Source organism: Achromobacter ruhlandii (genome assembly GCF_002082135.1).
GTDB lineage: Bacteria > Pseudomonadota > Gammaproteobacteria > Burkholderiales > Burkholderiaceae_B > Achromobacter > Achromobacter ruhlandii.
This window is the reverse complement of the sequence record NZ_CP017433.1, coordinates 62,917-84,439: the sequence shown is the minus strand read 5'-3', so window position 1 is coordinate 84,439 and position 21,523 is coordinate 62,917. Positions and strand designations below refer to the sequence as shown.

At 69.5% G+C, this 21,523-nt stretch carries 20 protein-coding genes, 1 pseudogene and 1 riboswitch; of the genes and pseudogenes, 12 read left to right on the top strand and 9 right to left on the bottom strand.

Annotated elements, in window-relative coordinates; translation table 11 throughout:
- From AruCF_RS00360 to AruCF_RS00350, 3 genes are read left to right on the top strand one after another with little or no spacing between them, the layout of a single operon-like run.
- The gene (locus tag AruCF_RS00360; protein WP_020925717.1) at positions 1 to 771 is read left to right on the top strand and encodes an ABC transporter ATP-binding protein; all 771 of its coding nucleotides are present in this window, start codon (positions 1 to 3) and stop codon (positions 769 to 771) included.
- A gap of 7 nt (positions 772 to 778) precedes the next feature.
- Positions 779 to 1,633 (top strand): ABC transporter permease, encoded by an 855-nt coding sequence (locus tag AruCF_RS00355; RefSeq protein WP_049070406.1) that lies wholly within the window; start codon positions 779 to 781, stop codon positions 1,631 to 1,633.
- Positions 1,634 to 1,647: 14 nt separating this feature from the next.
- Positions 1,648 to 2,430, top strand: coding sequence for an SDR family oxidoreductase (locus AruCF_RS00350; protein WP_080977284.1), 783 nt, complete (start codon positions 1,648 to 1,650; stop codon positions 2,428 to 2,430).
- Positions 2,431 to 2,535: 105 nt separating this feature from the next.
- Here AruCF_RS00350 and ilvB read toward each other — a convergent pair whose 3' ends face one another.
- Positions 2,536 to 4,356: a biosynthetic-type acetolactate synthase large subunit gene (gene ilvB / locus AruCF_RS00345; protein ID WP_144419057.1), complete on the bottom strand. Its 1,821-nt coding sequence runs from the start codon at positions 4,354 to 4,356 to the stop codon at positions 2,536 to 2,538.
- A gap of 93 nt (positions 4,357 to 4,449) precedes the next feature.
- Between ilvB and AruCF_RS00340 the strand changes: the two genes are divergently transcribed.
- Positions 4,450 to 4,920 carry an Lrp/AsnC family transcriptional regulator gene (locus tag AruCF_RS00340; protein ID WP_006389474.1) on the top strand — a complete coding sequence of 157 codons (471 nt, stop codon included), beginning with the start codon at positions 4,450 to 4,452 and terminating at the stop codon, positions 4,918 to 4,920.
- A 137-nt stretch (positions 4,921 to 5,057) separates the two neighbouring features.
- Here AruCF_RS00340 and AruCF_RS00335 read toward each other — a convergent pair whose 3' ends face one another.
- Positions 5,058 to 5,978 (bottom strand): bestrophin family protein, encoded by a 921-nt coding sequence (locus AruCF_RS00335; protein WP_049077357.1) that lies wholly within the window; start codon positions 5,976 to 5,978, stop codon positions 5,058 to 5,060.
- 109 nt (positions 5,979 to 6,087) lie between these two features.
- Here AruCF_RS00335 and AruCF_RS00330 point away from each other — a divergent pair, with 109 nt between their 5' ends.
- Positions 6,088 to 6,615, top strand: a complete 528-nt coding sequence (locus tag AruCF_RS00330) for an SET domain-containing protein (RefSeq protein ID WP_047992388.1) — start codon at positions 6,088 to 6,090, stop codon at positions 6,613 to 6,615.
- 647 nt (positions 6,616 to 7,262) lie between these two features.
- Positions 7,263 to 7,420: riboswitch (FMN riboswitch) on the top strand.
- A gap of 108 nt (positions 7,421 to 7,528) precedes the next feature.
- Positions 7,529 to 8,248 (top strand): 3,4-dihydroxy-2-butanone-4-phosphate synthase, encoded by a 720-nt coding sequence (gene ribB, locus AruCF_RS00325; RefSeq protein WP_049070402.1) that lies wholly within the window; start codon positions 7,529 to 7,531, stop codon positions 8,246 to 8,248.
- Between the two features lie 113 nt (positions 8,249 to 8,361).
- On the opposite strand, the pseudogene AruCF_RS00320 reads toward ribB, so the two are convergent.
- Positions 8,362 to 9,662: pseudogene (locus tag AruCF_RS00320) on the bottom strand (MFS transporter).
- A 213-nt stretch (positions 9,663 to 9,875) separates the two neighbouring features.
- Here AruCF_RS00320 and AruCF_RS00310 point away from each other — a divergent pair.
- A complete protein-coding gene (locus tag AruCF_RS00310; RefSeq protein WP_049070401.1) occupies positions 9,876 to 10,556 on the top strand; it encodes a TetR/AcrR family transcriptional regulator in 681 nt (226 codons plus the stop codon).
- Positions 10,557 to 10,599: 43 nt separating this feature from the next.
- Here the strand turns inward: AruCF_RS00310 and AruCF_RS00305 are convergent, their stop codons facing one another.
- The 6 genes from AruCF_RS00305 to AruCF_RS00280 all read right to left on the bottom strand — a co-directional run bounded on the left by AruCF_RS00305 (position 10,600) and on the right by AruCF_RS00280 (position 15,151).
- On the bottom strand, positions 10,600 to 11,106 hold the full coding sequence (locus AruCF_RS00305; RefSeq protein ID WP_063569807.1) for a nucleoside 2-deoxyribosyltransferase: 507 nt from the start codon (positions 11,104 to 11,106) through the stop codon (positions 10,600 to 10,602).
- A 4-nt stretch (positions 11,107 to 11,110) separates the two neighbouring features.
- Positions 11,111 to 11,680, bottom strand: coding sequence for a flavin reductase family protein (locus tag AruCF_RS00300; protein WP_049070398.1), 570 nt, complete (start codon positions 11,678 to 11,680; stop codon positions 11,111 to 11,113).
- 12 nt (positions 11,681 to 11,692) lie between these two features.
- The gene (locus AruCF_RS00295; RefSeq protein ID WP_049070397.1) at positions 11,693 to 12,145 is read right to left on the bottom strand and encodes a nuclear transport factor 2 family protein; all 453 of its coding nucleotides are present in this window, start codon (positions 12,143 to 12,145) and stop codon (positions 11,693 to 11,695) included.
- A 161-nt stretch (positions 12,146 to 12,306) separates the two neighbouring features.
- Positions 12,307 to 12,918, bottom strand: coding sequence for an NAD(P)-dependent oxidoreductase (locus AruCF_RS00290; protein WP_049070395.1), 612 nt, complete (start codon positions 12,916 to 12,918; stop codon positions 12,307 to 12,309).
- A gap of 165 nt (positions 12,919 to 13,083) precedes the next feature.
- Positions 13,084 to 14,010 carry a 2-dehydropantoate 2-reductase gene (gene panE / locus AruCF_RS00285; RefSeq protein WP_049070394.1) on the bottom strand — a complete coding sequence of 309 codons (927 nt, stop codon included), beginning with the start codon at positions 14,008 to 14,010 and terminating at the stop codon, positions 13,084 to 13,086.
- A gap of 226 nt (positions 14,011 to 14,236) precedes the next feature.
- Positions 14,237 to 15,151: a VTT domain-containing protein gene (locus tag AruCF_RS00280; RefSeq protein ID WP_049077355.1), complete on the bottom strand. Its 915-nt coding sequence runs from the start codon at positions 15,149 to 15,151 to the stop codon at positions 14,237 to 14,239.
- A gap of 449 nt (positions 15,152 to 15,600) precedes the next feature.
- On the opposite strand from AruCF_RS00280, the gene AruCF_RS00275 reads away from it, so the two are divergent.
- From AruCF_RS00275 to AruCF_RS00255, 5 genes are read left to right on the top strand one after another with little or no spacing between them, the layout of a single operon-like run.
- Positions 15,601 to 16,632, top strand: a complete 1,032-nt coding sequence (locus AruCF_RS00275; protein ID WP_049070393.1) for a BMP family protein — start codon at positions 15,601 to 15,603, stop codon at positions 16,630 to 16,632.
- A complete protein-coding gene (locus AruCF_RS00270; protein WP_083036483.1) occupies positions 16,629 to 18,158 on the top strand; it encodes an ABC transporter ATP-binding protein in 1,530 nt (509 codons plus the stop codon). Before AruCF_RS00275 ends, AruCF_RS00270 begins: the two co-directional genes overlap by 4 nt.
- Before the next feature lie 31 nt (positions 18,159 to 18,189).
- Positions 18,190 to 19,263 (top strand): ABC transporter permease, encoded by a 1,074-nt coding sequence (locus tag AruCF_RS00265; RefSeq protein ID WP_049070390.1) that lies wholly within the window; start codon positions 18,190 to 18,192, stop codon positions 19,261 to 19,263.
- A gap of 10 nt (positions 19,264 to 19,273) precedes the next feature.
- A complete protein-coding gene (locus tag AruCF_RS00260) occupies positions 19,274 to 20,224 on the top strand; it encodes an ABC transporter permease (protein ID WP_049070387.1) in 951 nt (316 codons plus the stop codon).
- Positions 20,225 to 20,240: 16 nt separating this feature from the next.
- On the top strand, positions 20,241 to 21,515 hold the full coding sequence (locus AruCF_RS00255) for an amidohydrolase family protein (RefSeq protein WP_049070385.1): 1,275 nt from the start codon (positions 20,241 to 20,243) through the stop codon (positions 21,513 to 21,515).
- The last annotated feature ends 8 nt before the right edge of the window (positions 21,516 to 21,523 follow it).

The following is a 21,523-nucleotide window of genomic DNA, read 5'->3' as shown; positions in this document are numbered from 1 at the left end:
ATGATCACGCTGGACCGGGTGGGCAAGGCCTACCAGACGCGCCAGGGCACCACCCACGCGGTGGGCGAGGTCAGCCTGGAGATCGCGGCGGGCGAGTTCGTGTCGATCGTCGGCCCCTCGGGCTGCGGCAAGAGCACGCTGCTGAACATGATCGCCGGCTTCCTGCCGCCCACCACCGGCCGCATCGTGGTGGACGGACGGGTGGTCGACGGCCAGGTGCCGCCGGCGCTGGGCTACATCTTCCAGAAGGACACGCTGCTGCCGTGGTTCAGCGTCAGGAAGAACGTGGCGCTGGGCCTGAAGTTCCAGGGCGTGCCGGCCGCGCGCATCGCCAGCCGGGTGGCCGAGCTGCTGGAGCTGGGCCACCTGACGGCCTTCGCCGACGCCTTTCCGCACCAACTGTCGGGCGGCATGCGGCGGCGCGTGGCGCTGCTGATGAGCCTGGCGGTGGAGCCGCGCATCCTGCTGCTGGACGAGCCATTCGGCGCGCTCGATACGCACACCAAGACCCACCTGCACCGCGAGCTGATGGAGATCTGGCGCAAGCTGGGCCAGACCGTGGTGCTGGTCACGCACGACCTGGACGAGGCCATCCTGCTGTCGGATCGCGTGGTGGTGCTGTCCGGCCCGCCCAGCCGCGTGCTGCTGGACGAGCGCATCGCCATCCCGCATCCGCGCGACGTCTTCACCCTGCGCGAGACGCCGCAGTTCGTCACCCACGTGCAAAGCCTCTGGAGCGTGCTGGGCCAGCAGTTCCGCGCCGCCGCCTGATTCCGCCATGACCGCTCCCGAATTCACCGATACCCTGCAGGACCAGTTGCGGCTGGACCGCCGCGCCAGCGCGCGGCGGCGCCTGCGCATCACCTTGTGGCAGGTGCTGATCCTGGCCCTCATCCTCGGCTCCTGGGAAACGCTGACGCGCATCCCGTGGTTCACCCAGAACACGCTGTTCGATCCGTTCTTCATCAGCCAGCCGTCGCGCGTGGCGGTGCGGCTGTGGGAATGGCTGCAGCCCGGGCCGCGCTCGGTCTGGCCGCACCTGTGGCTGACGCTGCAGGCCACGCTGGTCGGGCTGGTGGTGGGCGTGGGCAGCGGCTTCATCGTCGGCATGACGCTGAGCCGCAGCCGCTTCCTGGCGGACGTGTTCAACCCGTTCATCGTGGCCTTCAACTCAATGCCGCGCATCGCCTTCGTGCCGCTCATCACCATGTTCTTCGGGCTGGGGCTGGCGTCCAAGGTGGTGACCTCGTGGTTCGTGGTGTTCTTCCTGGTGTTCTTCAACACCTACAAGGGCGGGCGCAGCGTCGAGCGCGAGCTGGTGGACTTCTGCCGCACGCTGGGGGGATCGCCGCGCCAGATCCTGTGGCGCGTGCGCATCCCGACCGCCGCCGCCTGGACCTTCGCCGCGCTGCCCAACGCCATCAGCTTCGCGCTGATCGGCGTGGTGCTAGCCGAGTTCGTCGGCTCCACCACCGGCATGGGCTACCTGATGATCACCGCGCTGGCTACACTGAACGCCACCGACATGTTCGCGGCGGTCACGCTGTTGTCCATCGTCGGCATCGCGCTGGTGTACTGCGTGACCTGGCTGGAACGGCGGCTGCTGCACTGGGCGCCCGAATTCCGCGAATGAACCGAGCCGCGACCATGACGACATCCTTACCCTATCTGCGCAACTTCGACCTAAGCGGCCAGGTCGCGCTGGTGACCGGCTCGGCCCGCGGGCTGGGCTTCTGTATCGCCCGCGCGCTGGCAGGCTGCGGCGCGCGCGTGCTGATCAACGGCCGCAACGAGCAGGCCGCGGAAAGCACCGCCGCCGCGCTGCGCGCCGACGGCCTGGACGCGCACGCGCTGGCCTTCGACGTCAGCGACGACGCCGCCATGGTGCGGGCGTTCGCGCGCATCGACGCCGAACATGGCCGCCTGGACATCCTGGTGAACAACGTCGGCGCGCGCAACCGCAAGACGCTGGCCGACACTAGCGCCGCCGAGATCCGCGAGCTGATCGACACCGACCTGGTGGCCGGCATCCTGCTGGCCAAGCACGCCGCCGAACGCATGGCGCGCCAGGGCGGCGGCCGCCTGATCGCCATCACCTCGGTGGTGGGCGAGCTGGCGCGCGCCGGCGACGCCGTCTATCCGGCCGCCAAGCAGGGCCTGACCGGCATGGTGCGGGCGCTGGCGGCGGAGTTCGGCGGGCGCGGCATCACCAGCAACGCGATCGCGCCGGGCACCTTTGCCACCGAGACCAATGCGCAGATGGTGGCCGACCCGGCGGTCGGCCCGCGCATCGCGGCCCGCAACCCGACCGGGCGCTGGGGCGAGCCGGAGGAGATCGCCGGCGCCGCGGTGTTCCTGGCGTCGAAGGCGGCCTCGTACGTGAACGGGCACGTGCTGGTGGTGGACGGCGGCCTGTCGATCCAGTTCTGACAGCGCGCTGGCCGTGCGGCAAAAACGAAGGGGCCCGCAAAGGGCCCCTTCATCATTCCGGCGGTCCCGGCAGGGATGTCCGTCTGCCCGGCAATCGCCGCCGGCTCAGGTCGTCTCGTCCTGGTACCAGACGCCTTCGGCCAGCATCATCTTGTGATGGCCATGGCCGGCCGGCATCATGGGGAAGCAGTTCTCCTGCGCCGTCACCGCCACGTCGAGGAAGTAGGGGCCGTCGTGCGCCAGGCATTCGGCCAGCGCCGCGTCCAGTTGCGCCGGGTCCTCGACCCGCGCCGCGCCCCAGCCGAAGGCCCGCGCCAGCGCCACGAAGTCGGGCAGCGAGGCGTTGTAGCTGTGGCTGTAGCGGCCGCCGTGGATCAGTTCCTGCCACTGGCGCACCATGCCCATGTAGCCGTTGTTGCACAGCACGACCTTGACGGGCGCCTGGTGCTGCATGGCGGTGGACAGCTCCTGGATGTTCATCAGCACCGAGGCGTCGCCGCTGACGCACACCACGGTCTTGTCCGGATGCGCGACCTGCGCGCCGATGGCGGCCGGCACGCCGTAGCCCATGGTGCCGGCGCCGCCGGAGGTGAGCCAACGGTACGGCTGGTCGAAGCGCAGATACTGCGCGGCCCACATCTGGTGCTGGCCGACGTCGGTCGAGACGATGGCGTCGCGACCCGCCAGCGCCGCGTTCAGGCGCGACATCAGGTGCTGCGGCAGGATGGCGTCGGCCGCCGGGGTATAGCCCAGGCAGTCCTGCGCGCGCCAGGCCTGCACCCGCGCCCACCACGGCGCCAGCCGCGCCGGGTCCAGCGGTCCGCCCAGCTCGGCCTGCAGGGCGCGCACCAGCGGCAGGCAGTCGCCCACCAGGGCCACGTCCACCCGCACCACCTTGTTGATGGAGGCGGGGTCGATGTCGATGTGGATCTTGCGCGCATGCGGGCAGAACTCGGACAGCTTGCCGGTGATGCGGTCGTCGAAGCGCGCGCCGATGCAGACCACCAGGTCGGCGTTGTGCATGGCCAGGTTGGCCTCGACGGTGCCGTGCATGCCCAGCATGCCGACGAACTGCGGATCGGAAGCCGGGAACGCCCCCAGGCCCATCAGCGTCAGGGTGCAGGGCGCGCCGCTGGCGCGCACCAGCTCGGTGAAGGCGGCGCAGGCCTCGGGGCCGGCGTTCACCAGCCCGCCGCCGCCGTAGAAGATGGGGCGCTTGGCCTGCGCGATCAGCGCGGCGGCGCGGCGCACCGCCGATTGCGGCAGCTTGGGCGCCAGCTTGCCCGACTGGCGCCGCGCGCGCAGCGCCGCCAGCTTCTGCTGCGACGGGGTGTAGTCGTCGCCGTCCGCGTCGCGCGGCACGGCCAACTGCACGTCCTTGGGGAAGTCCAGCAGCACCGGGCCGGGCCGGCCCTGGCGCGTCAGTTCGAAGGCGCGGGCGGTGACGGCGGCGACGTCGTCCACCGAGCGCACCTGGGTGTTCCACTTGGTCACGGAACGCGAGATGCCAATGGCGTCGCACTCCTGGAAGGCGTCGGTGCCGATGGCGCTGGTGGCGACCTGGCCGCTGATGCACAGCACCGGGATCGAGTCGCACATGGCGTCCAGCAGGCCCGAGGTGGTGTTGGCCATACCGGGGCCGGAGGTCACGAACACCACGCCGGTGCGGCCGGTGGTGCGGGCGTAGCCCTCGGCGGCATGCACGGCGGCCTGCTCGTGGCGCACCAGCACGTGGCGCAGGCGCGGCTCGGCGTAGAGCGCGTCGTACAGCGGCAGCACGGCGCCGCCGGGATAGCCGAACACGGTGTCCACGCCGTGCGCAATCAGCGTTTCCAGCAGAATCCTGGCCCCATTGGCGGGGGGAGTTTCAGGGGCGGCAAGCGCGGCGGCGACGGAGGGGTGCAGGCGATCGTTCATGCTATCCATCTTATTGGGAATCCGGGAGAATATTTATCTTCTTTTCCACGCATTGCCGGCAAACGCAGTAAATTTATCTTTGGATCGGAGGAATCAAAGAAAATGAACCTGGACAAGTTTGATTTGGCGATTTTGCGCGTGCTGCAAGAGAACGCCCGCGCCAGCCTCAACGACATCGGCGCGGCGGTCGGCCTGTCGTCCACGCCCTGTTGGAACCGCATCAAGCGCATGGAGGCCGCCGGCGTGATCCGCGGCTATACGGTCGACATCGACCCGGCCAGCCTGGGCTTCATGGACACCGTCATCGTCCACGTCACGCTGGAGAGCCACAGCGAGGAAACGCTGTATGAGTTCGGGCGGGCGCTGGCGCAGATTCCGGAGGTGCTGGAAGCCTTCCTGGTGTCGGGCGACTACGACTATTACATCCGCATCGCCGTGCGCGACACCCGCGACTACGAGCGGCTGCTGCGCGAGCAGCTGTACCGCATCCCCGGCATCCGCCACAGCAAATCCTGCTTCGTATTGCGCCGCCTGAAGGAAACCATGCTGCCGCTGAACGGGCCGACGACCTGAACGAGCGCGGCCGGGCAGCGGAGCTGGCGCGCAGGAACCGTGGGCGCGCTGGCGCGCCGGGGCCGGTCAAGACAACGCATCCCGCGCCCAGACACGCGCAAGGCGCTTCGCGCCGCCTGCGCGGCGCCCCGGCGAGGTCAGCGCAGCACGCAGTCCACCGGCTGCGCCGGCTCGGGCAGCGGCCGCACGCCCAGCCCGTCCAGCAGGTCGATCTCGATCACCCGCGCCAGCGCCGACAGCGGCAGATCGTTTTCCTCCAGGCCGAACGGATCTTCCAGCTCGTCGCCCAGCGCATCCAGCCCGAAGAAGGTATAGGCGATGATGGTGACCGCCACCGGCATCAGGTATTCCAGCGTGCCCACCAGCCCGAACGGCAGCAGCAGGCAGAACAGCCAGGCCGTGCGATGCAGCAGCAGCGAATAGGCGAACGGCGTCGGCGTGTACTTGATGCGCTCACAGGCCGCCTGGATTGCCGCGCACTGCGCCACGCGCTGGGTCAGCGCCTGATAGAGGATGTCGGTCAATTCCCCGCGCCGCAGGCAGGCCGCCAGGTCGCGGTTGATCGCCAGCAGCAGCGCGTCGGGCACATTGCGGTTGCCGGCCAGCGTGTCCAGCTCATCCGGCTGCACCCAGGGCCGCACCGCTTCCAGCACGTCCTGGTCGCGCAGCCGCGCCGCCAGCGCATAACCGAAGCCGATGCAGCGCCGCACCAGCCTTTCCTGCACCGGATTGGCGGTGCTGGCCGCCAGCAGCACCGCGCTCTCGCGCGCCAGGCTGCGGGCCTGCACGATCAGGTCGCCCCATTGCTTGCGCGCTTCCCACCAGCGGTCGTAGCAGACGTTGTTGCGAAACCCCATGAACACCGACAGCGCCAGCCCGAACAGCGAGAACGGCACCGCCGACAGGTGCGTGGGCGAGAACCATTGGCGGTGGTACATCCACACCACCACGCACGACAGCAGCGTAATGACCAGGATGCGGCTGAAGATGCGGGGAATGATCGAACCGCGCAAAACAAAGAACAAACCCAGCGCGGAAGGACGCGGACGGACAATCATGGTGCGGGTAAACAAAGAAACAAGGCGGCGCTCACTATACGCCTGTCATCCTGTCATGAGCGCGCCGATATAATTCTGTTTCGTCTCACCGCCACACTGCCGCCACTCAATGACCTCCGAAGACACCCCCATCAAGCCCTGGTACGTCGTGCGCCGCTCCAAGCTGCACGGCAACGGCGTCTTCGCCGCCCGCAAGATTCCCGCGGGCACCCGCATCATCGAGTACGGCGGCGCCCGCATCAGCGCCAAGGAAGCCGACCGTCGCCACCCCACCAACCCCGACGATCCCTTCCACACCTTCTTCTTCGCCCTCAGCTCCGGCCGCGTCATCGACGGCGGCGACCAGGGCAACGACGCCCGCTGGATCAACCACTCCTGCGAGCCCAACTGCGAGGCCCAGGAAGGCAAGCACGGCAAGCGCGTCTACATCGTCGCGCTGCAGGACATCCCGCGCGGCACGGAACTCTCCTACGACTACGGCCTGGTCCTGGACGGCCGCATCACCAAGGCCCTGAAGGAAGGCTACAAGTGCCTCTGCGGCACCCCGCCGTGCCGCGGCACCATGCTGGCGCTGCCCGAAAAGAAGAAGAAAAAGAAAAAGGCCGAAGCGCCCGCGCAAACGGAAACCACGAAGTAAGCAAGCGGCGCGGGCGCCAACAGCACAGCCACAACGCCTGCGCTCGCCCAACACCCGGTATCCAGCCCGCCCCAAACCACGTTCGCGCCACCGCCATGCGACCCGCGACCGTGGCGATACCCGCCAACCGCCGTCCCGCCCACCCATCACCAAGACCACGCGACGCCCATCCCAAACGCCAGCCGCTGCGCCGCCACGCCGGCCCGGCAGCCAACCCGGCACCGCCCCGACGCAACACACCCAAATGCCAAAGAAGGCCGCCCGCGCGGCCGCCTTTGGCGACCCCGCACCCCCCTCCGACCCAGCCCGGCTCTTGGCCAAAACGCCAAGCAAGCCACCCGCCCCCACGCCCGTGAAGTGACCACCGACCGAGCCGGGGGTGGCGGGGCTTTGGGGGGAGCGGGGCGTGTAGATGCGCCCAACGGAAACCGAAGGGAGCCGAAGGCGGACGAGGTTGAGGCAGGGGCAGTCCGGAGCGAACGCTCCGGACCGCAATCGTAGCCCCGCTCCCCCCAAGCCCCGCCACCCCCGGCGCCTTAAGAACCCAATCCCACCCCCACCCAAAACCCCACCCGCAATAAGCATATTCAGCACCACCCCCAAGACCAGCGTAAAATCCCCGATGTCGTTAACACGACAAACAAGCAGTACGTCTTCAGGGCGGGGCGAAATTCCCCACCGGCGGTATGCCAAGCAATTTGGCGAGCCCGCGAGCGCCCGGCGTCCTTCACGGAGGACACCGGGGTCAGCAGATCTGGTGAGATGCCAGGGCCGACGGTCACAGTCCGGATGAGAGAAGATGTGCCGTCACACGCCCCCTGTCCGCGCCCCACACGCGCGGGCAATCGGTTTGCGTTCGGCTGTCGATTAGCCCTGAAACGTTTTTCGCCCACTTTTTCGCGAGAGCGTTTCAATGTCCAACGTTACCCTTACCCCGCAGTCCCCCATCCCCAGCCTGGCCGCCCAGCCCTTCGCCGTGCGCCTGCAACGCGCCCTGCATCACCTGCGCCTGGGCCGTCCCGTCATCCTCATGGATGACTTCGATCGTGAAAACGAAGCCGACCTCATCGTCGCCGCCGACAAGCTGACCGTGCCCGTCATGGCCCAGCTGATCCGCGACGGCAGCGGCATCGTCTGCCTGTGCCTGCCCGGCGAAACCCTCGACCGCCTCGATCTGGCCCCCATGGTCCAGCGCAACCAGAGCCGCTTCGCCACCGCCTTCACCGTCTCGATCGAAGCGCGCGAAGGCGTCAGCACCGGTGTGTCGGCCGTGGACCGCGTCACCACCATCCGCGCCGCCATCTCGCCCACCGCGCAGGCCGACGACATCGTCAGCCCCGGCCACGTCTTCCCGCTGCGCGCCCAGCCCGGCGGCGTGCTGACCCGCCGTGGCCACACCGAAGGTTCGGTCGACCTGGCCACGCTGGCCGGCCTGCGTCCCGCCGGCGTGCTGTGCGAACTGATGAACGCCGACGGCACCATGATGCGCGGCGCCGCGCTGGAGCGCTATGCGGCCCAGCATGGCCTGGTCGCCCTGACCATCGCCGAACTGGCCGACCACCTGCGGGAACTGCGCGACGGCCAGGCCCAGCCGGTCGATGACGAAGTGCTGGAAATGGCCGCCACTGTCTGAACGCCAACGGCGCCCGCATCGGCGGGCGCCGTCACCCTCAATCAATACGCGCGGCCTGGCAGCCTCGCCAACCGTCGGCGTCGGCGCGCTGCCGTTGCCTGGCGGCAATCACCCTATGGCACGGCAACTCGGCCGCGCAGCGCCAGCGCCACCATCACCGCGCCCAGCGCGCACGCGCCCCCCAACGCATACACCGCGCCGTAGCCCTGCACGCCGGCCAGCCAGCCGGCAACGGGACTGGCAATGCCCAGCGCCACGTCCAGGAACGCCACATACGCCCCCATGGCCGCGCCACGGCTGGCCGGCGGCACCTGGCGCACCGCCTCCACGCCGAACGCCGGGAACGCCAGCGAATAACCCGCGCCGCTCAACAGCGCGCCGGCAAACGCCCACGCCGGCGTCGGGCCCATCCAGATCAGCCACTGGCCGGCCGCCTCGATCAGCACGCACACCAACGCCACGCGCGCGCCGCCCAGCTTGTCGGGCAACCCGGCGAAGAACAGCCGCGCCACGATGAAGCCGACGCCGAACAGGCTGAACATCCACGCCGCGCCGTCCCAGCCGCGCTGCGCGAACAGCAGGCTGATGAAGGCGGTGATGACGCCGAAACCCACGCTGGTCAGCGCCAGCCCCAGGCCCGGCAGCATCACCATGCCCAGCACGCGGTAGAACGGCGTGCGCGCGCCCCCGGCCACCGGCACGCCGCGCTGTGGCAGCACCAGCGCCAACGCCAGCACGGGGATGAACACCGTGGCCCAGGCGATGCCTTCGAAACCGGCCGCGCCGTACAAGCGCATGCCGGCGGGCGCGCCCAACCCGAATGCGGCGTAGATCGCCACGCCGATCCAGGCCATCACGCGGCCCGCGTTCCGCGGCCCGACGCGGCCCACGCCCCAGCTCAGCGCGCCGGTGACGATCAGGCTTTCGGCGCAGCCCATAAGGGCGCGGCCGGCCATCAACGCGGCCAGCGCCGCGTGTGGTTGCGCAGCCTGCGCGTTGGCCAGCAGGTCACGCGGCCCGCGTTCCGCGGCCCGACGCGGCCCACGCCCCAGCTCAGCGCGCCGGTGACGATCAGGCTTTCGGCGCAGCCCATAAGGGCGCGGCCGGCCATCAACGCGGCCAGCGCCGCGTGTGGTTGCGCAGCCTGCGCGTTGGCCAGCAGGTACAGCAGACCCGCCACCGACCCCAGCAGGAAGCCGGTGACCACCGCGCGCCTGGCGCCGCGCCGATCGGCCAGCGAACCGGACCAGGCGCGCGACAGCAGCGCCGCCGCGAACTGCAGGCCGGCCACGATGCCGACCACCAACGCCCCCTGCGCCAGCACGCCGTCGACGTACAGCGGCAGCACCGGCATGGGCAGGCCGACCATGAAAAAGCCGACGAAGACCGCCAGCGTCAGGGGCAATATCTGCATGAAAACGGGACGCGCGGTCCCGCCGGCCGCGGGCAGCGCCGTGGCCGTCGATGAAGTCGACATGAGGATTCCTTGGAAGTGGGAAACGCACCCGGTGGCCCGCTCGTCGCAATCGACGATGGCATAATCGGCCGGAGTTCGGCGCGATGCCCGTTGCGTACCGAAATTTTATGAACCGATGCTCAGGTTTGAAACTCGCTTTCCCCGAACCCAATGACATCCATCCCGCAGCCCCGTAAATCGCCGCGCCAGCAACGTTCGCAGCAAACCGTCGACATCATTTTGCAAGCGACAGCTCGCGTTCTGGCCGAGCACGGCTACGCCGGCACCAACACCAACCGCATCGCCGAGACCGCCGGCGTCAGCGTCGGTTCGCTGTACCAGTACTTCCCCAACAAGAACGCGCTGATCGCGGCCCTGCACGACCGCCACGACCAGCAGATGCTGGCGCTGATCGACGAGGTGCTGGACGGCAACCCCGCGGCCACGCTGCGCGAACGGGTCGCGGCCATCGTCGCCGCGTCGCTGCGCGCGCACCTGCTGGAGCCGGCGCTGCACCGCGTGCTGGAGCGCGAATTCCCGCTCTTTGACCAGCCGCGCGACCACAGCCGCGCCGACCAGGACATCCACCGCCGCATGCGCCACCTGCTGGAGCTGCATCGCGAAGAAATCGCGCAGCAGGATCGCGAGCTGGCGACCTACGTGGTGTTGCGCATCATGGAGTCGCTGGTGCACGCGGTGGCGCTGGAGCCGCCGGCCGGGTTCGATCCGCGGCAACTGGAACGGGCGGTGGTGGACGCGGTGATGGGATACCTGGGCACGCCGACCGCCAGCGTCAAGGCCCGGGCCAACCGCGCCACGGCCCGCAAGCCAGGCCGCGCCGGCGCGGCCTGAAGCCGGGGATGACGGCGGGCGCCAACGGCCCGCCGCTGGCGCGCTAACCGCGCGCCATGTGCGCCATGTGCGCCAGGCAGTCGGCCGCGTCGCCCACCACGATGCGGGCGCTGCACGCCAGCATCAGGTTCAGGTTCAAGCCGAAGTCCTCGACCGTGTAGCCCTGCGCGTCCACCGCGCGCGCCGCATCGTCGGCGGCCACGCCCACGGCGACCTGCTCACGCACGCTGCCGGCCTGCGACGTATAGCCCCACACCGGCTTGCCCAACGCGATGGCGTAGCCGACCTCGAAGGCCGTGCCCGAATCGGGTTCGGCGCCACGGAACGGGTTGAGGTTGGCCATCACCAGGTCGGCGCGCTGGATCATCGCCGCGTTGGCCTGGTAGATCCATTGCGCCAGCGCGGCGCCGGACAGACCGGCCGGCGGCGTGTTGTCGAGCGGGTAGAGCCCCTCGAAGCCATGCGCGGCCGCCAGCGCCTTGAGCCGCTCGCCGTGCGCCACCGCGTCGGGCAGGAACACGTCGAAGCCGGCAAGGTAGACGCGGCGCATGGGCTTACTCCGGATCGGCAACCGAGAACGCTTCGCCGGTGGCGAAGAACGAACCGCCCGCGACGTAATGCACCGAGCGGCGCGCGTCGTCATTGAAGTGCCAGCGGTTGCCGGAGAACACGTCGGGCGCGGCCCAGGCGGCCACCACCTCGCCGATGAACAGGTCGTAGGCCTGCTGGTTATGCGGCTCGGGCACCACCTTGCATTCGAGCCAGCCGAGGCAGCCTTCGATCAGCGGCGCGCCGATCTTGCTGGCGGCGAAGGTGGCCAGGCCGCTGGCCTTGAACTTGTCTTCGTCGCGCCCCGAATGCGAGCCAACCTGCAGGGTTGCCTGGGCCTGCGCGCGCGAGGGGATGCACAGCGCGAATTCGCCGGAAGCCTCGATCAGCGTGCGCGTGTGGGTATTCTTGTCCACCACCACCAGCATCTTGGGCGGGCTGAAATCCAGCGGCATGGCCCAGGCCGCGGCCATGACGTTGCGCTCGGCGCCGTGGGCGCTGGTGACCAGCACGGTGGGGCCGTGGTTCAGCAGCAGGTAGGCGCGTGGCAGGTCGACGGGTTCGATGGCGGACATGGTTTACCGGTCTCAGAACATGCCGTTCTTGTTGGCGGGATTTTCCGGGATTTCCTGGCTGACGTCCCAGTGCTCGACGATCTTGCCGTTCTCGACCCGGAAGATGTCGACCACGGCCTGGCCGCGGTCTTCGGGCGATTCGCGCCACAGGTTGTGGATCATCACCAGGTCGCCCTCGGCGATGACGCGCTTGATGTCGACCGTGGCCTGCGGATGCTGCTCGAAGTAGTGCGGGAAGAAATCCACCATCGGCTCGACGCCGTCGCGCATGTAGGGGTTGTGCTGGATGTAGTTCTTGCCGACATACAGGCGCACCGCCTCGTCGATCTCGCGGTCCTGGAACATCATGCGGAAAAACGCCAACACGATGTCCTTGTTGGACTGCGGCGCGGCGGCCTGTACCGGCGCCACACAGCTGGCGGCCAGCAACAGGCAAAGGGCCAACGATTTGAACTTCATGCTCATACTGACTACTCGGGGATCGTGACGCCGGCTGGCGGTTTGCCAGTTTACAAACAAAACCGGCCGATTCGACCCTGCCGCCATTGCGGCTTTCGCCTGAAAAACGACGCGGCCCCTTGGGTCCAAGGAGCCGCGTCAGGCGATCCGGGGGGAAGCGGACGGAATCAGTAGCCCACGGTGAAGCGGCGGCGCGAGTGCTTGGGCGTCTCGATCTCGTCGGCCAGGGCGATGGCGTAGTCTTCCATCGAGATCCAGCTCTTGCCGCCGGCATCGACCAGCAGGCTGTCATCGCCAAGGCGGAAGGCGCCGGTGCGCTCGCCCGGCTCGAACAGCGCCGACGGCGACAGGAAGGTCCAGTTCAGCACCTTTTCCTGGCGCAAGGCGTCCAGGAACACGACGCCGGCGCGCGCCTCGGGCTTGTAGGCGTCAGGGAATTCCGGGGTGTCGATCAGCATCTTGCCGGGCGCCACTTCCAGGCTGCCGGCGCCGCCGACCACCAGCAGGCGCGGCACGCCGGCGTCCTTCACGGCCGCCAGCAGCGGCTTGGCGTCGGCGGACACGAAGCGCGAGGCGCTGACCACGGCGTCATGGCCCTTGAGCAGGGGCGTCAGCGCCTGCGGGTCGGTGGCGTCGCCCTGCTGGACGGTCAGGCCGGGCTGGGCGTTGACGTCGCCCAGGTTGCGGGCGATGCCCGTGACCTGATGGCCGCGCTTGAGCAGCTCGTCCGCCACGCGCGAGCCGACGCGGCCCGTGATTCCGATCAATGCGATTTTCATGGTGTTGCTCCTGGTAGGTGGGCCCCGGACGATGGCCGCGACAGGCGGCGCTGGACGGTCCGGAGCACGGGCAAACCCATACTATTCGGCCGGATCGGATCCCGGAACCCACGGGCACGGAAGAGTTTTTTGCAATCCATGCACCAATGAGTCCGGGTCACGCCGTCAGGCCGCGGCGCGCTGCGCCTGGTAGACCTGCAAATGCGCGTAGGCCGTGCGCAGCGTGGAGGCATCCACCCCCAGCGTACGCGCGCGCCGCACCATGTCGCCGACGATGTGGTCGGCCTCGACCGGCAGGCCCTGGCGCAGGTCTCGGAACATCGAGGCGGTCATGGCCTGGGACGGATCGGTCAGGATCTTGAGCGCGTTGGCGTCGGCCTCGGGCCGCACCGCGTGGCCGCTGGCGGCGGCAACCGCCTGCGATTCGCGCAGCAGGCCGCGCACGATGTCGGCGCCGTCGTCGGTGGCGGCGATCTGGCCGACCGTGCCGCGCATCAGGCAGGTGGCGGCGGCCAGCGTCGTCAGGAACACGTATTTTTCCCAGATGTCCTGATAGATGTCTTCGCTCAGGCGGCTGACGTATTCGCCGCCGGCCAGGGCCTCTGCCAGTGCCTCGCAGCGGGCGCTGCGGGCCGGGCCGGCGCGTTCGCCGAAGACGATGCTGGCGTGCTTGCCCAGGTGGATCACCTGCCCTTCGGGGCCGAGCGTGGCGTTGATCTGGCACAGGCCGCCCAGCACGCGGTGCGGTTCGAATTCGCGGTCCAGCACGTCGTACTGCAGCACGCCGTTCATGATGGGCAGCACCGCGGTGTCGGGGCCCACGGCGGGGCGGATGGCGTCGATGGCGCTTTGCAGGTCATAGGCCTTGCAGCTGAGCACCACCACGTCGTAGAAGCCCTTCAGCGTGTCGGCGGTGGCCAATTGCGGCTGCAGCGTGGCGTCGCCGAACGGGCTTTCGATGCGCAGGCCCTGCTCACGCAGGCGCGCGGCGCGGGCCTCGCGCACCAGGAAGGTCACGTCCGCGCCCGCCTGGGCGGCGCGGCCGCCGAAATAGCCGCCGGTTCCACCGGCGCCCAAGAACAACAACTTCATGCCTGTCTCCCTGGCCCGTCAAAGGCGCGGGCCGATGGAGCCATTATGCGCCCGTGGCGGCGCCGGGCGCGGACCGAAACCGCGCGGGCGCCCATGGCCCGGACAGACGCCAGCGCGGCCCGCCAAAGGCCCGCATCCAGGTGGGTGGAGGTAGAGGGGAACGATCGCGGGCGGAGCGCCCGCGTGACCTGCGACCGGCTGCCGCCGTCACGCCCCCGGCACGATGTCAGGCCGGGTGCGCGTGGCGCGCCCAGGCTTCGTAGCCGCCGCGCAGCGCCCAGGTCTTGGGGTAGCCGGCGGCGCGCAGGCGCGCGGCCAGCATCGCGGCCGAAACCTCGTTGGGGCAGGCGCAATAGACCACGATATCGGCCTCCTCGCTGCCGGCTTCAAGCGCCGGCAGCGGGGCGCGCAGGTCAACGGCGATGGCGCCGGGGATGCGGTCTTCCTCGCGCACCGCCTCGGGGCGCACGTCGAACACCAGCGCCTGGCGGCCGTCCTGGCGCCACTGCATCAGCTCGTCCACCGACAGCCGCGGAATCACGCGCAGGTGGCGCTTGAGGATCCAGCGCCGCAGGGCGCGGGCGATGATGTACAGCGCCAGCACCGCCGCCAGCAGGGCCAGCCCCATGGGGCCGTAAGTGCCCAGCACGTCCAGCACGTCGTTGACCACGCCGTGGAACAGCCCGCCCAGCAGCAGGGCCGAACCGGCCCAGATCATGGCGCCCACCAGGTCATAGGCCAGGAAACGGCGGTACGGCGTGCCGGTCAGGCCGGCCATCACGGTGGACAGGGCGCCGGCGCCGGGCAGGAACTTGCAGACCAGCAGGGCGCGCACGCCGATGCGCAGATACAGGCGCTGGGTCTGGCGGATGCAGGAGTCCTGCGACAGCGACATCCTGCAGATCACGCCCAGCAGGCGCGAGCCGTAGCGCTGGCCGGCCGCGTACCAGAGCGAGTCGGCCAGCAGACAGGCGACGGTGGCCGCCAGCCACGGCACCAGCCAGCCGGCCGCGCCGGCCAGGGCGCCGGCGGCGATCAGCATGGGATAGGCGGGCACGGGCAGGCCCGCCTGCTCGACCAGCACGTTGGCGAAGACGAGCCAGCCGCCGTACTGCTCGAGCAGCAATTGAATGTCTTGCATGATGGATTCCGGCTTGCCGCGCACGGGCGCGGCGCTATGCGGGAATTTTAGGCCCGCGGCCGCGCCGATGGCCGCATGGCGATAGGCCTCCAGGGCCTTTCGGGCCCATTTCAGCCGCAACAGGCTGTTCCACGCCGAAAAGTGTCCACGCACCGCAACGGTGCGCACCATGCTGGTGCCACGCTTGGCCGCCAGGGTGCCTATAATCGCGCCCGGCCATCAGAATTCCCCCGACTTGTCGCGGGAATGCCGCATGGCATACAACTTGCTTCGCCAGGACTGGCCGCGAACCTGCCCATTCGGATGGGGCGCGCCGCCCCGGCGCTCCCCCATCCGATGACCGATCCCACGCCCTCGACCCCGCCCGCCCACGCGTGCCGCACCGCGACGCCCGGACATCGCCGCCATTCCTCCCATTCCCTTTCCATCCCCGCGAAGGAGACTTGCGCATGAAATCCCTTTCCCTCCCGGCCGCCGGCGGCATCGCCCGCCGTGGCCTGCTGAAGCTGGCCGCGGCCGCCGCCGGCGCGCTGCTGCTGTCGGCTGGCGCCCAGGCCCAGGTGCCCGCCAAGACCAAGGTTGCCGCCATCTACACGGTGCCGGTGGAACAGCAATGGGTGTCGCGTATCCACAAGGCGCTGACCGCCGCGCGCGACCGGGGTGAAATCGAATACACGTTCTCGGAAAACGTCACCAACGCCGACTACGAGCGCGTCATGCGCCAATACGCCGAGCAGGGCAACAAGCTGGTGGTGGGCGAGGCCTTCGCGGTCGAGGCCGCCGCCCGCAAGGTGGCCAAGGACTACCCGCAGACCGCCTTCCTGATGGGTTCGTCGGGCAAGCCGCAGCAGCCCAACTTCTCGGTGTTCGACAACTACATCCAGGAACCGGCCTACCTGACCGGCATGATCGCCGCCGGCATGAGCAAGACCGGCAAGATCGGCCTGGTGGGCGGCTACCCCATCCCCGAAGTGAACCGGCTGATGCAGGCCTTCATCGAGGGCGCCAAGGAAATCAACCCCAAGACCGAATTCACCGTGACCTTCATTGGTTCGTGGTTCGATCCCCCGAAGGCCAAGGAAGCCGCCTTCGCCATGATCGACAAGGGCGCGGACGTGCTGTACGCCGAGCGCTTCGGCGTGTCGGACGCCGCCAAGGAACGCGGCAAGCTGGCCATCGGCAACGTCATCGACACCCAGCCTCAGTACCCCGAGACCGTGGTGGCCTCGGCGCTGTGGAGCATGGAACCGACCATCGACGAGGCGCTCAAGCAGGTCAAGGCCGGCACCTTCAAGGCCGCCGACTTCGGCCAATACTCGCTGATGAAATACAAGGGTTCGTCGCTGGCGCCGCTGGGCACCTTCGAGAGCAAGATCCCCGCTGACCTGATCGCCAAGGTGCAGGCCAAGCAGAAGGCCATCCTGGACGGCAGCTTCAGCGTGCAGGTCAACGACAAAGAACCCAAGTCGTCGGCACGATGAATCAAGCGCCTCTCGCCCTGCGGCTGGCAGGGATCACCAAACGCTTCGGCAGCCTGACGGCCAATGACGATGTCTCGCTGACGCTGGCGCAAGGCGAAGTGCTGGCCCTGCTGGGCGAGAACGGCGCCGGCAAATCGACCCTGGTGTCGATCCTGTTCGGCCACTACGTGGCCAACGCCGGCAGTATCGAAGTCTTCGGCCAACCCTTGCCGCCGGGCCGGCCCGACGCCGCGCTGGCGGCGGGGGTCGGCATGGTGCACCAGCACTTCACGCTGGCCGACAACCTGACCGTGCTGGACAACATCATGGTCGGCACCGAGTCGCTGTGGAAGCTGGCCTCGGGCCGCGGCCCGGCGCGCCGCCGCCTGGTGGAACTGGGCCAGCGCTTCGGCCTGGGGGTGGATCCGGACGCGCGCGTCGGCAGCCTGTCGGTGGGCGAGAAGCAGCGCGTCGAGATCCTCAAGGCGCTGTACCGCGGCGCCAAGGTGCTGATCCTGGACGAGCCCACCGCCGTCCTCACGCCGCAGGAAGTGCAGGACCTGTTCGCCACGCTGCGCGGCTTCGTCGACGAGGGCCTGGCCGTCATCTTCATTTCGCACAAGCTGGACGAGGTCATGGCCGTATCGCGCCGCGTCGCGGTGCTGCGCCAGGGCAAGCTGGTGGCCGAGCGCGACACCGCCGCCACCACGCCGGCCGAGCTGGCCGAGCTGATGGTGGGGCGCAAGGTCGCCATGCCGCACGCCGAAGCCATGGCGGCGGCCGGCCAGGCCGCGCCGGTGGTGACGCTGTCGCAGGTCACCGTGCGCGACCCGCGCGGCGGCGCGCCGCGCCTGGACAGCCTGGACCTGGTGGTGCACAAGCATGAGATCGTGGCCATCGCCGGCGTCGCCGGCAACGGCCAGCAGGCGCTCGTGTCGATGCTGACCGGCCTGGGCCAGCCGGCCGACGGCACCATCCGCCTGGGCCCCGAACACGCGGCCGCCCCCACCACGCCGGCCGGCTGGACCGCCGCCCACGTGGGCCGCATTCCCGAGGATCGCCACGGCGAAGGCATGATCGGCGACAGCCCGCTGTGGGAAAACGCCATCGTCGAAGACCTGAAGGACCCGCGCTTCTCGCGCTTCGGGCTGATCCGCGCCAAGGCCGGCCGCGCCTACGCGGCGGCGCTGGCCAAGCAGTTCGACGTGCGCGCCGCCTCGCTGGATGTGCGCACCCGCAGCCTGTCGGGCGGCAACATGCAGAAGCTGATCCTGGGCCGCACCCTGGCGCGCGAACCGCGCTTCATCGTCGCCGACCAGCCCACCTGGGGCCTGGACATCGGCGCGGTGGCCTACGTGCGCGAACAGCTGCTGGCCGCGCGCCGGCGCGGCGCCGGCATCCTGCTGGTGTCGGAAGACCTGGAAGAGATCTTCGCGCTGGCCGACCGCATCGCGGTGCTGTGCGGCGGCAAGCTGGTCGCCGACAAGCCGGTCGCGCAATGGACGCCCGCCACCGTCGGGCTGGCCATGACGGGCACGCGCGCCTGACGCCGTGCCCCCTCTACTGAGCATTTCTCGAATGAAACTGATCCTGGAACGCCGCCCCGAGCCCAGCCGCGCCGCGCTGGCCCTGGCCCCGATCGCGGCCATCCTCTTTACGCTGGCGGTCTGCACGCTGCTGGTGGCCTGGGCCGGCGCGCCGGTGGGCCGCACCTACGCGCTGCTGTTCGAAGGCGCGTTCGGCTCCAAGTTCGCGCTGTCCGAAACCCTGACGCGCGCCACGCCGCTGATGCTGACCGGCCTGGCCTGCGCCGTGGCGTTTCGCGCGCGCTTCTACAACATCGGCGCCGAAGGCCAGTTGTACCTGGGCGCGCTGGCCGCGGTGGCGGTGGGCGGCCTGCATGACGGCACCGGCTTCGACCTGCCCCTGCCGGCGCTGTTCGGCGGCATGATGCTGGCGGCGGCGCTGGCCGGCGCCTTGCTGCTGCTGATCCCGGCGCTGCTCAAGACGCGCCTGGGCGTGGACGAAGTGGTGACCACGCTGCTGGGCAACTTCATCGTGCTGCTGTTCGTCTCGATGATGCTGGACGGCCCCATGAAAGACCCGATGGCGATGGGCTGGCCGCAATCGGTGGCGCTCAATCCCGACCTGGAGCTGGGCAAGCTGATCGAGCGCACCCGCGCCCACACTGGCCTGCTGTGGGCCGCCGGCCTGGCGCTGGGCCTGTGGCTGCTAAACCGCTACACGGTGTTCGGCTTCCAGATGCGCGCGGTCGGCGCCAACGCCCACGCCTCGCGCTTCCTGGGCCTGCCGGTCAACCGCGTGATGCTGGGCACGGCCATGCTGTCGGGCGCGCTGGCCGGACTGGCCGGCGCCATCGAGGTGGCCGGCCGCACCGGCTACGTCACGCTCGACATGTCGCCGGGCTACGGCTACACCGGCGTGGTGGTGGCCATGCTGGCCGGCCTGCACCCGCTGGGCGTGATCCTGGCCAGCGTCTTCGTGGCCGGCATGCTGGTGGGCGCGGACAGCATGAGCCGCGCCATCGCGGTGCCGAACTACATCGCCGACGTCATCGTCGCCACGTCGTTGCTCGCCATGCTGGTCGCGACGCTGTTCGCGCAGTACCGCCTGCGCCGCAACCGGGCTTGAGGAGCACGCCATGGAATGGATGGACCTGTTGAGTTCCGCGGCCTTCTGGGTCGCGGTGTTGCGGCTGGCGACGCCGCTGATCCTGGGCACGCTGGGCGTGCTGCTGTGCGAGCGCGCCGGCGTGCTGAACCTGGGCATCGAAGGCATCATGGCCGCCGGCGCCTTCACCGGCTGGCTGGTGGTGTACCTGGGCGCGCCGCTGTACGTGGGCGTGCTGGCCGCCGCGCTGGCGGGCGCCGTGTTCGGCCTGCTGCACGCGGTGCTGACGGTGCCGCTGGGCCTGTCGCAGCACGTCTCTGGGCTGGGCGTGACGCTGCTGGCCACCAGCCTGAGCTACTTCGCGTACCGCGTCACGTTTCCCAGCGTGAACACGCCGCCCACCATCACGCCGTTCGCCGAAATGAATTTCCTGGACGGCATTCCGCTGATCGGCCCGGTGCTGGCCGGGCAGACGCCGATGACGCTGCTGGCGCTGGCCGCGGTGCCGATCCTGGCCTGGGTGCTGAACCGCACCCCGGTGGGCCTGGCGATTCGCATGGTGGGCGAGAACCCCGCCGCCGCCGAGGGCCAGGGCCTGTCGGTAACGAAACTGCGGATGGGCGCCATCGTCGCCGGCTCGGCGCTGATGGGCGTGGCCGGCAGCTTCCTCACGCTGGCGGCCTTCAACGCCTTCTTCTTCAACATGGTCAACGGCCGTGGCTGGGTCTGCGTGGCGCTGGTGGTGTTCGCCTCGTGGCGGCCTGGCAAGGCGCTGCTGGGCGCGTTGATCTTCGCCTTCTTCGACGCGCTGCAACTGCGGCTGCAGCAGGGCGGGGCGGCGCTGCCGGGGCTGCCCGAGCTGCCCTATCAGGTCTACCTGATGCTGCCCTATATTCTGTCCATCCTGGCCCTGGTGGTGATGGCGCGCCGCGCCGCCTACCCGCAGGCCCTGATGAAGCCCTACCGCAAGGGCGAACGGTGATCCACAAGGTTTGACTATGCTCGATCTGATCCTCAAGAACTGCACGCTGCCGGACGGCCGCCAGCACATCGACATCGGCGTGGCCCAGGGCCGCATCGCGGCGCTCGAACCGGCGCTGAAGGCCGAGGCCGCGCAGACCATCGACGCCGCCGGCCAACTGGTGACCTCGCCGTTCGTCGACGCCCACTTCCACATGGACTCGACCCTGTCGTTCGGCCTGCCGCGCGTGAACCAATCGGGCACGCTGCTCGAAGGCATCGCGCTGTGGGGTGAACTCAAGCCGCTGCTGACGCAGGAAGCGCTGGTCGAGCGCGCCCTGGCCTATTGCGACTGGGCGGTGGCGCGCGGCCTGCTGGCGATCCGCTCGCACGTCGACGTTTGCGATCCGCGCCTGCTGGCGGTGGAAGCGCTGCTGCACGTGCGCGAACAGGTCAAGCCGTACCTGGACCTGCAACTGGTCGCCTTCCCGCAGGACGGCGTGCTGCGCGCGCCAGGCGCGCTCGATAACCTGAAGCGCGCGCTGGACATGGGCGTGGACGTGGTCGGCGGCATTCCGCACTTCGAGCGCACCATGCAGGACGGCGCCGAATCGGTGCGCATCCTGTGCGAACTTGCGGCCGAGCGCGGCCTGCGCGTGGACATGCACTGCGACGAAAGCGACGACCCGCTGTCGCGCCACATCGAGACGCTGGCCTATCACACGCAACGCCTGGGTCTGCAGGGCCGCGTCACGGGCTCGCACCTGACCTCGATGCACTCGATGGACAACTACTACGTGTCCAAGCTGATCCCGCTGATGCGCGAGGCCGGCGTGTCGGCCATCGCCAACCCGCTCATCAACATCACGCTGCAGGGCCGTCACGACACCTATCCGAAGCGCCGCGGCATGACCCGCGTGCCCGAGCTGCTGGCCGCCGGCGTGCCGGTGGCCTTCGGCCACGACTGCGTGATGGACCCCTGGTACAGCCTGGGTTCGGGCGACATGCTGGAAGTGGCGCACATGGGCCTGCACGTGGCGCAGATGACCGGGCAGGACGCCATGCTCGCCTGTTTCCAGGCCGTCACGGCCACGCCGGCGAAGATCCTGGGCCTGGACGAGACCGGGCTGGAAGTGGGCAAGCGCGCCGATATGGTGCTGCTGCAGGCCCGCGACCCGGTCGAGGCGCTGCGCCTGCGCGCCACGCGCCTGATGGTGCTGCGCGCCGGCGAGGTCGTGGCGACGACGCCGCCGGCCACGGCGACCTTGAACCTGCCGGGGCGGCCGGGGCAGGTGAGTTTTCAGGTGCGCTGAGGATGTAG

Excerpts from the sequence above, each read along its gene's own strand:
- AruCF_RS00360 (WP_020925717.1), top strand. The coding sequence starts at position 1 with ATGATCACGCTGGACCGGGTGGGCAAGGCCTACCAGACGCGCCAGGGC.
- AruCF_RS00355 (WP_049070406.1), top strand. The coding sequence starts at position 779 with ATGACCGCTCCCGAATTCACCGATACCCTGCAGGACCAGTTGCGGCTG.
- AruCF_RS00350 (WP_080977284.1), top strand. The coding sequence starts at position 1,648 with ATGACGACATCCTTACCCTATCTGCGCAACTTCGACCTAAGCGGCCAG.
- ilvB (WP_144419057.1), bottom strand. The coding sequence starts at position 4,356 with ATGGATAGCATGAACGATCGCCTGCACCCCTCCGTCGCCGCCGCGCTT.
- AruCF_RS00340 (WP_006389474.1), top strand. The coding sequence starts at position 4,450 with ATGAACCTGGACAAGTTTGATTTGGCGATTTTGCGCGTGCTGCAAGAG.
- AruCF_RS00335 (WP_049077357.1), bottom strand. The coding sequence starts at position 5,978 with ATGATTGTCCGTCCGCGTCCTTCCGCGCTGGGTTTGTTCTTTGTTTTG.
- AruCF_RS00330 (WP_047992388.1), top strand. The coding sequence starts at position 6,088 with ATGACCTCCGAAGACACCCCCATCAAGCCCTGGTACGTCGTGCGCCGC.
- ribB (WP_049070402.1), top strand. The coding sequence starts at position 7,529 with ATGTCCAACGTTACCCTTACCCCGCAGTCCCCCATCCCCAGCCTGGCC.
- AruCF_RS00310 (WP_049070401.1), top strand. The coding sequence starts at position 9,876 with ATGACATCCATCCCGCAGCCCCGTAAATCGCCGCGCCAGCAACGTTCG.
- AruCF_RS00305 (WP_063569807.1), bottom strand. The coding sequence starts at position 11,106 with ATGCGCCGCGTCTACCTTGCCGGCTTCGACGTGTTCCTGCCCGACGCG.
- AruCF_RS00300 (WP_049070398.1), bottom strand. The coding sequence starts at position 11,680 with ATGTCCGCCATCGAACCCGTCGACCTGCCACGCGCCTACCTGCTGCTG.
- AruCF_RS00295 (WP_049070397.1), bottom strand. The coding sequence starts at position 12,145 with ATGAGCATGAAGTTCAAATCGTTGGCCCTTTGCCTGTTGCTGGCCGCC.
- AruCF_RS00290 (WP_049070395.1), bottom strand. The coding sequence starts at position 12,918 with ATGAAAATCGCATTGATCGGAATCACGGGCCGCGTCGGCTCGCGCGTG.
- panE (WP_049070394.1), bottom strand. The coding sequence starts at position 14,010 with ATGAAGTTGTTGTTCTTGGGCGCCGGTGGAACCGGCGGCTATTTCGGC.
- AruCF_RS00280 (WP_049077355.1), bottom strand. The coding sequence starts at position 15,151 with ATGCAAGACATTCAATTGCTGCTCGAGCAGTACGGCGGCTGGCTCGTC.
- AruCF_RS00275 (WP_049070393.1), top strand. The coding sequence starts at position 15,601 with ATGAAATCCCTTTCCCTCCCGGCCGCCGGCGGCATCGCCCGCCGTGGC.
- AruCF_RS00270 (WP_083036483.1), top strand. The coding sequence starts at position 16,629 with ATGAATCAAGCGCCTCTCGCCCTGCGGCTGGCAGGGATCACCAAACGC.
- AruCF_RS00265 (WP_049070390.1), top strand. The coding sequence starts at position 18,190 with ATGAAACTGATCCTGGAACGCCGCCCCGAGCCCAGCCGCGCCGCGCTG.
- AruCF_RS00260 (WP_049070387.1), top strand. The coding sequence starts at position 19,274 with ATGGAATGGATGGACCTGTTGAGTTCCGCGGCCTTCTGGGTCGCGGTG.
- AruCF_RS00255 (WP_049070385.1), top strand. The coding sequence starts at position 20,241 with ATGCTCGATCTGATCCTCAAGAACTGCACGCTGCCGGACGGCCGCCAG.